The organism is Peribacillus acanthi (assembly GCF_003073175.1).
In the GTDB taxonomy this organism is placed as follows: domain Bacteria; phylum Bacillota; class Bacilli; order Bacillales; family DSM-1321; genus Bacillus_BN; species Bacillus_BN acanthi.
The window spans coordinates 63,612-69,816 of the sequence record NZ_QBBX01000001.1 but is presented as its reverse complement, the minus strand read 5'-3'; the positions used below and the strand labels follow the sequence as shown (position 1 = coordinate 69,816).

At 37.5% G+C, this 6,205-nt stretch carries 8 protein-coding genes; 3 read left to right on the top strand and 5 right to left on the bottom strand.

The window, feature by feature from the left end; genetic code table 11:
* Positions 1-643: penicillin-binding transpeptidase domain-containing protein (locus DBX25_RS20975; RefSeq protein WP_276309557.1), on the top strand; the 643-nt coding region annotated here is incomplete at its 5' end.
* Positions 644-827: 184 nt separating this feature from the next.
* Here DBX25_RS20975 and DBX25_RS00450 read toward each other — a convergent pair.
* Together DBX25_RS00450 and DBX25_RS00445 are read right to left on the bottom strand one after the other, a co-directional pair.
* A complete protein-coding gene (locus DBX25_RS00450; RefSeq protein WP_108668814.1) occupies positions 828-1,343 on the bottom strand; it encodes a YwhD family protein in 516 nt (171 codons plus the stop codon).
* A 226-nt stretch (positions 1,344-1,569) separates the two neighbouring features.
* Positions 1,570-2,226 carry a site-2 protease family protein gene (locus DBX25_RS00445; protein WP_108669045.1) on the bottom strand — a complete coding sequence of 219 codons (657 nt, stop codon included), beginning with the start codon at positions 2,224-2,226 and terminating at the stop codon, positions 1,570-1,572.
* Between the two features lie 160 nt (positions 2,227-2,386).
* Between DBX25_RS00445 and DBX25_RS00440 the strand changes: the two genes are divergently transcribed.
* A complete protein-coding gene (locus tag DBX25_RS00440; protein ID WP_276309563.1) occupies positions 2,387-2,593 on the top strand; it encodes a 2-hydroxymuconate tautomerase in 207 nt (68 codons plus the stop codon).
* 63 nt (positions 2,594-2,656) lie between these two features.
* Here DBX25_RS00440 and DBX25_RS00435 read toward each other — a convergent pair whose 3' ends face one another.
* The 3 genes from DBX25_RS00435 to DBX25_RS00425 all read right to left on the bottom strand — a co-directional run bounded on the left by DBX25_RS00435 (position 2,657) and on the right by DBX25_RS00425 (position 4,918).
* Complete coding sequence (locus DBX25_RS00435; protein ID WP_108668812.1) at positions 2,657-3,166, bottom strand: YwgA family protein; 510 nt, start codon at positions 3,164-3,166, stop codon at positions 2,657-2,659.
* A gap of 67 nt (positions 3,167-3,233) precedes the next feature.
* A complete protein-coding gene (locus DBX25_RS00430; protein WP_108668811.1) occupies positions 3,234-4,535 on the bottom strand; it encodes an HD domain-containing protein in 1,302 nt (433 codons plus the stop codon).
* Between the two features lie 161 nt (positions 4,536-4,696).
* Positions 4,697-4,918, bottom strand: coding sequence for a YuzB family protein (locus tag DBX25_RS00425; RefSeq protein WP_108668810.1), 222 nt, complete (start codon positions 4,916-4,918; stop codon positions 4,697-4,699).
* A gap of 444 nt (positions 4,919-5,362) precedes the next feature.
* Here DBX25_RS00425 and DBX25_RS00420 point away from each other — a divergent pair, with 444 nt between their 5' ends.
* A complete protein-coding gene (locus tag DBX25_RS00420) occupies positions 5,363-6,112 on the top strand; it encodes an RsfA family transcriptional regulator (RefSeq protein ID WP_108669044.1) in 750 nt (249 codons plus the stop codon).
* The last annotated feature ends 93 nt before the right edge of the window (positions 6,113-6,205 follow it).

Sequence of the window (6,205 nt, the reverse complement as noted above, 5' to 3'; positions counted from 1 at the left end):
CAATGCTTATAGCATCATTGCCAATAACGGAAAAAAGGTAGAACCCGTTTTTATTAAACGCGTGGAAAACTACCATGGAGAAATCCTATACGAAGCTGAAGAGGCAAAACATCAGGTTTTAGACCCAGATCAAGCATTCGTCATGACCTCTATGCTTACTGGAGTCTTTGATAAACGTCTTGATGGGTATGCCACTGTTACTGGTACGACCATTATCCCGAAGCTAACAAGACAATATGCAGGAAAGTCTGGAACCACTAAGTCTGATAGCTGGATGATTGGCTATACACCTCAATTAGTAACGGGTGTATGGACAGGCTATGATCATTCACAATATATTGAAAAGCCCGCAGAGAAAATGTATGCCAAACAAATATGGGCTGACTTTATGGAAAAAAGCCTAAAAGGAACAGCTCTTAAAACGTTTAAGCCAACCAAAAATGTTGTAGGCACTTATGTAAATCCAATAAACGGAAAGCTTGCTACCTCAGATTGTCCCGTGTCACGGTTAACTTACTATGTAAAGGGCTCTGAGCCAACGGAGTTTTGTATGGAGCATAATAACCATGTGGAACCTATCAAACACGAACCTACTCCAAAAGAAAAGAAGAAAAAACCATGGTATAAGCTTTTTTGGAATTAAAGATCAAAGAAATGAAAAACCTCGAGACAGTTTCCGCTGTCTCGAGGTTTTTCGTGTCTTAGTTTCGTAGCGTGTGCACGCTGTAAATAAGTTTACTTATTTTATTGGTATTCGACAAGTACTATGTTTTTTTTTCAAAAATTGTCACAGTTTCGACAAATTTTTATTGCATTGCGAATGGGAATTAACCTTCTACATGCAACTGTTGTTTTAGCTCATCGGAAGACCGTTCCCACATGGCTGCATCATGTTTTTTTAAGAAGTCCACTAAGATGTTTTTAGATCGGTCATCGATATGATCGACCATAATTTTTCTTTTCATGGCTTTATCCATTTTATTTACATGTTCAGGAAGTGACTTATAGCCTCTTCTAATTTCGCGGTCTACTGTCATTTCACAAGCGGTTACCCCTGCATAATACGGTCCTAGTGGATTGCGTTCAATTGCCACCCAAACTAGCCAATACAGCTTGCCATTTGGAACATCTTCTTTGTTAGGCAAAAATTTGATTCCCTTTTCTACAGCGCTTCTTGCGTGCATGGCTCCGACATCCACGGTCGCGTCACCTTCATCTACATCGATGATTACAGGTGATATATTATCTAGGCTCAAAGCCCCTACTCCATAGCCCCCATGACCGGAAGTGGGATCATTTTTTATTATATTAAATTCTAGCTTTTTCTTTGATTTATCTTCCATATTGGTTGACCTTCCTTCCTTCCTTATCTTTTTATTAAACTGTTTTCGTAAACTATGTTGCACTTTTACAATGGAGTCGTTGATTTGCGTTCCAGACGCTTACCTTTTCGGTGGGCGTTCGCCGAGCCTGTAACGCTAATCCCCCAGGAGTCAAGCGCCTGTAACGAAGATCAACAAACTGCTAAAAATCAACATTGGCCTTTAAAACAGTCTATTAAAAGCATTTTTATAAAAACAATCCTGAGAAAAATTGATTTAATGTTTGGCTCAGTGTAGGAATTACAACATTAAAAATAGGTTGGATCGTGTACTGATCTAACGGTGTAAGGACTAAAATCAAGAAAATAAGTGCTCCGTATTGCTCAAATTGCGTCATTTTAGCTCGCAAATGGTTCGGAGCCAAGTCCTCAAGGATACGATAACCATCCAGAGGAGGAAACGGTAATAGATTAAAAACAAACAACAATAGATTTAAGCTAATCATCATATTTAAGAGATTTTGTAGGAATTCGGATTCCCCGCCGATACCCAACGCCTGCAAGCCATACCAGATGATGAAGGAAAGCATTACAATGAATAAATTACTTAATGGACCAGCTACAGATACCAACACTCCTGCAAGTCGTGGATTTTTAAAGTAAGAACGATTGACTGGTACAGGGCGTGCCCATCCAAATCCAAAGATTAAGATTAAAATCGTTCCTAATGGATCAAGATGCTCTTTAGGATTTAGGGTCAGACGTCCTTGATCTTTAGCGGTCGGATCCCCAAATTTATAAGCTACATAGGCGTGGGCAAATTCATGTATCGTAAAAGCCACCAGTAGAGCAATGATTACATAAGGTAATTCTTCTAATGAATATACAAAAAAACCATTTATCATACTTTCTATTGTATCCAAAGTCATTCCTCCAAATGTTAACTATCCCCATTATACCGTAATTTCTATCCTTATTTTATCAACAAAACAGTCATTATGTCATTTCCCCTGTCCGACATTCTTGATTTCTCTCTTCAATTATGAAACACTTTAAGCATTATTGATAGAGGAGGAAAAATATTTGCCTTATGTAACGGTAAAAATGCTAGAAGGTCGTACAGAAGAACAAAAGAAAGCACTCGTTCAAAAAGTAACGGAGGCTGTTTCTGAAACTTCTGGAGCTCCAATGGATAAAATCGTAGTATTTATTGAAGAAATGTCGAAAAACCACTATGCTGTTGGCGGTCAACGACTAAGCGATCAAGAATAGAGATATAAAGCTCCATTTTGCCTCAGAACAACTTGTGTTCATTACCACGAAGGCTAGACTACGTTAGTGTAGTCTAGCCTTCTCTTTCAAACTCTCAATGTATCGATATGCTTCTTCTATTTCATCGTGTGTATACTTCTGTTTACTTTTCAATGTAAAGATTTTCTCTTCAACCTCTTCACGTTCTAATTCATCAAAATATAAAACGGTAGAAACTAATTCAAGGAATCTAGCATTTTGTTCATTCATATCTAGTAAACATTCTTGTATATTAGTGTTGTCTAATGAATGTAGATTTAAAAATTCTTGCCCAGAATCGGTAATGGAATAGCAGTATTGATGATAGCCATTCTTCTTTTCATGGGATTCATTTAGATAGCCCATATTACATAGCTCTTCTATTCTTAATGTCAATTCTTCTGAATAGGGACCAAAAAAGTGAAATTGGAACTTTTCTTGAAAAGGGAAAGCAATTTTTTTAGAAATATAGATCATCTTTTGCAGCTTCTTACGTCCTGAAATTTCACCAACAGACGCTATGGCATGAATTATTTTGGCATGGTCCTTAAACAAAGCATCTTCACTCCTACAAACAAAGATATATTAATAAATATTACAAAGACAGCTATGACGACTTGCATTAGATCCCGAGCAATTCTCGAATTTGCCTCTTCACGTTCTTCTTCGATGATTCATCTAGTAGTAAATCCAATGGATAATATAGCTTATGGTCCGTCCTTCTCTTACCTGAAATGGCGTCCACAATTTCAGACTCTCGTGATAACTCTCTGATTTCTCCGTTAGCCTTCAGTAAATGAATAGGCAACCTTTCTTCTTCTTCTCCAGGACGATAAAAATCGTACGGAAGATCGGAAGAAGAATCCACCACTAAATAATAATCAGGATCAATCCCTGCTTTCTTAAATAATTTGGTCAACTCAATTAGCTTCGTCATCCCTTCATTGGAAGGTTGATACTCCGCATACTTAAATAAGTTCCGATTCACAAAACGACTGCATAAATCGCTTAATATAGGGTCGCTTTCCTCTTCCCATTGTTGGAAATAATACTGCATGATTCCTTCGTCCAGTTTTAAATAATCCTTGAGATTAACCTCCCCTTTAAACAAGGAAAAGAAATGGCTAGGTTCGCGCTTAAAGGAATACCCCGTATTATAGAGATGCTTTGCACGGTGCAGGATTTTTTTCAAGATGACTTCCGCACTTCTGGATACTGGGTGGAAATAAACTTGCCAATACATTTGATAACGACTCATAATATAATCCTCTATCGCATGCATCCCACTACTCTTAATCACCACTAGGTCTTCTCTAGGTCTCATTACGCGTAAAATACGTTCCATATCGAATTGTCCATAGCTTACCCCAGTAAAATACGCATCACGTTGTAAATAATCCATTCGATCGGCATCGATCTGACTCGAAATTAAACTTACAACTAATTTATCTTGATACGTTTTTGCTATTACTTCAGCTACTTTTTTAGGAAAATTAGGTTCTACTTTTCTAAGGATCTGATTAACCTCTGTATCTCCTAAAATGATTTCTCTTGTAAAATCCTCATGATCCAGATCGAAAACTTTCTCGAACGAATGAGAAAAAGGGCCATGCCCTAAATCATGTAATAATGCAGCACAAAGCACGAGAAGTCGTTGCTCTCCGTTCCAATCTTCCCGTCCAGCGAACACATCATCAATGATTCTTCTAACAATTTCATAGACACCAAGAGAATGGTTCAACCTACTATGCTCGGCACCATGGAAGGTTAAATATGTTGTCCCCAGCTGGCGAATCCTTCTTAATCGCTGGAATTCTTTAGTACCTATTAAATCCCAAATTACTTTGTCCCTAACATGGACATATCGGTGCACAGGATCTTTAAATACTTTTTCTTCGTCCAATTTTTCATTTGAATACCCCATAGGCCACCTACTTATCCGTAATCTTTGTCTTTTTATTATAGCTGTTTGTTCTTCAAAAATTAAGGTGAAGGATGGTTAAAATTTGAAAATTGCAAAATTTAAAAAGAAAAATCATCTTCACGTACTGTGCAAGATGATTTTTCTTTTGTATATATAGTGAATTACTTAATTTTATTACGGACTTTTTCCATTAGCTCGTCCTCATTTGGTGCTGATACGGGACGATTATTGACAAATGCGAATGACTTTTTTCTACCTGGACCACAGTAGGATTGGCAGCCAATATCAATAGTGGCATCAGGATCCAGTTTTTTCAGACGTGGTACAAGCGTTTTGATGTTAGTCGCTTGGCAATCATCGCAAATACGAAACTCATTTGCCATTATGTGACCACTCATCCTTTCTAGTGAGTTAAAAAAGTATAACTTTTTGATGTTAGAACAGTGTCTAGCTCCAGCGCCCAGCGACTAGTGTGCTTCCTCCCCCTACTTACGATAAGTCAACATCGAATCACTACCGTTCTTCGTGTTTCCTTTATCTCATGCGGGGGGCGTCCAGCCCATACGTCGCTAAGCAGGGCGCTTACGCTTTCAAAATATACTTTACGAACTTTTTGGCGCTAAAGGGTATTGTACATTTTCTGTAAATGAATTTCAAGGAGCAAACTTTTAACAGTTTCTTTATCTTGCTATGAATCTTTGTATAAAATTCTAGGTTTTTGTTCAGAATGATGACTAGAGAAGGAGAAACGCATTTTTCCATATCGAAAAAATGATTTCTCCCATAATTATAGATTCAGTGAGGCAGGAGAAGAAAGGATGAATGACATGAAGATTCGTCAAGATGCATGGAATGAAGAAGATGATTTATTATTGGCAGAAACCGTTTTAAGACACGTAAGGGAAGGAAGCACACAGTTAAATGCTTTTGAAGAGGTAGGCGACAAACTCAATCGCACATCTGCTGCTTGTGGTTTCAGATGGAATGCAGTTGTACGTCATAACTATGAAAAAGCGCTCCAATTAGCTAAAAAGCAAAGAAAGCAACGTCAAAGAATGCTAGGTAAGGAGCAAGGTGGAAAGAAAAAACTATTATATAATCCTTCCACTCCAACGACAGCTATGGAAGTTGGCTTAATGACAGAGCCTACAGAACTAATAAACCTTAATTTCATCGAAGAAGATACGACTGAAGTGGATAGCAGACAAGAATTCTCAGTTCCCACTTCTTATACTCTTAAAAAACCAACTCATACGTATTCTAGCAATTCATTGAACCTCGATACTGTCATTACTTATTTACAAAGCCTTCAATCCAATCAATTAGTGACAGAAGTACTAAAATCAGAGAACGAGAGATTAAAGCTAGAAATAAAAGATTTGAAGCAACGCAATCAAGAAATGGAAAACAAACTTGCGAGCCTTGAACAAAATTCAGAGACCATCCAAGAAGATTACGAAACACTAATGAAGATCATGAATCGCGCTAGAAAACTTGTTCTTCTTGAAGAGGACGAGCGTCCTGCGACAAAGTTTAAAATGGATCGTAACGGCAATTTAGAGAAACTTGCAGAGTAACAAAAAAATTAAGATTAAATAGAAATAAAGATTTTTTGGAGAAAAGGTTGGCAGCAACTCGATTCAAATAAACAAAGAGGGTAACTCAGTTGA

What these genes read in the sequence shown, in the direction of transcription:
- DBX25_RS00430 (WP_108668811.1), bottom strand. Translation starts at nt 4,535, where the DNA reads ATGGGGTATTCAAATGAAAAATTGGACGAAGAAAAAGTATTTAAAGAT.
- DBX25_RS00420 (WP_108669044.1), top strand. Translation starts at nt 5,363, where the DNA reads ATGAAGATTCGTCAAGATGCATGGAATGAAGAAGATGATTTATTATTG.
- DBX25_RS00425 (WP_108668810.1), bottom strand. Translation starts at nt 4,918, where the DNA reads ATGGCAAATGAGTTTCGTATTTGCGATGATTGCCAAGCGACTAACATC.
- DBX25_RS00450 (WP_108668814.1), bottom strand. Translation starts at nt 1,343, where the DNA reads ATGGAAGATAAATCAAAGAAAAAGCTAGAATTTAATATAATAAAAAAT.
- DBX25_RS00445 (WP_108669045.1), bottom strand. Translation starts at nt 2,226, where the DNA reads ATGATAAATGGTTTTTTTGTATATTCATTAGAAGAATTACCTTATGTA.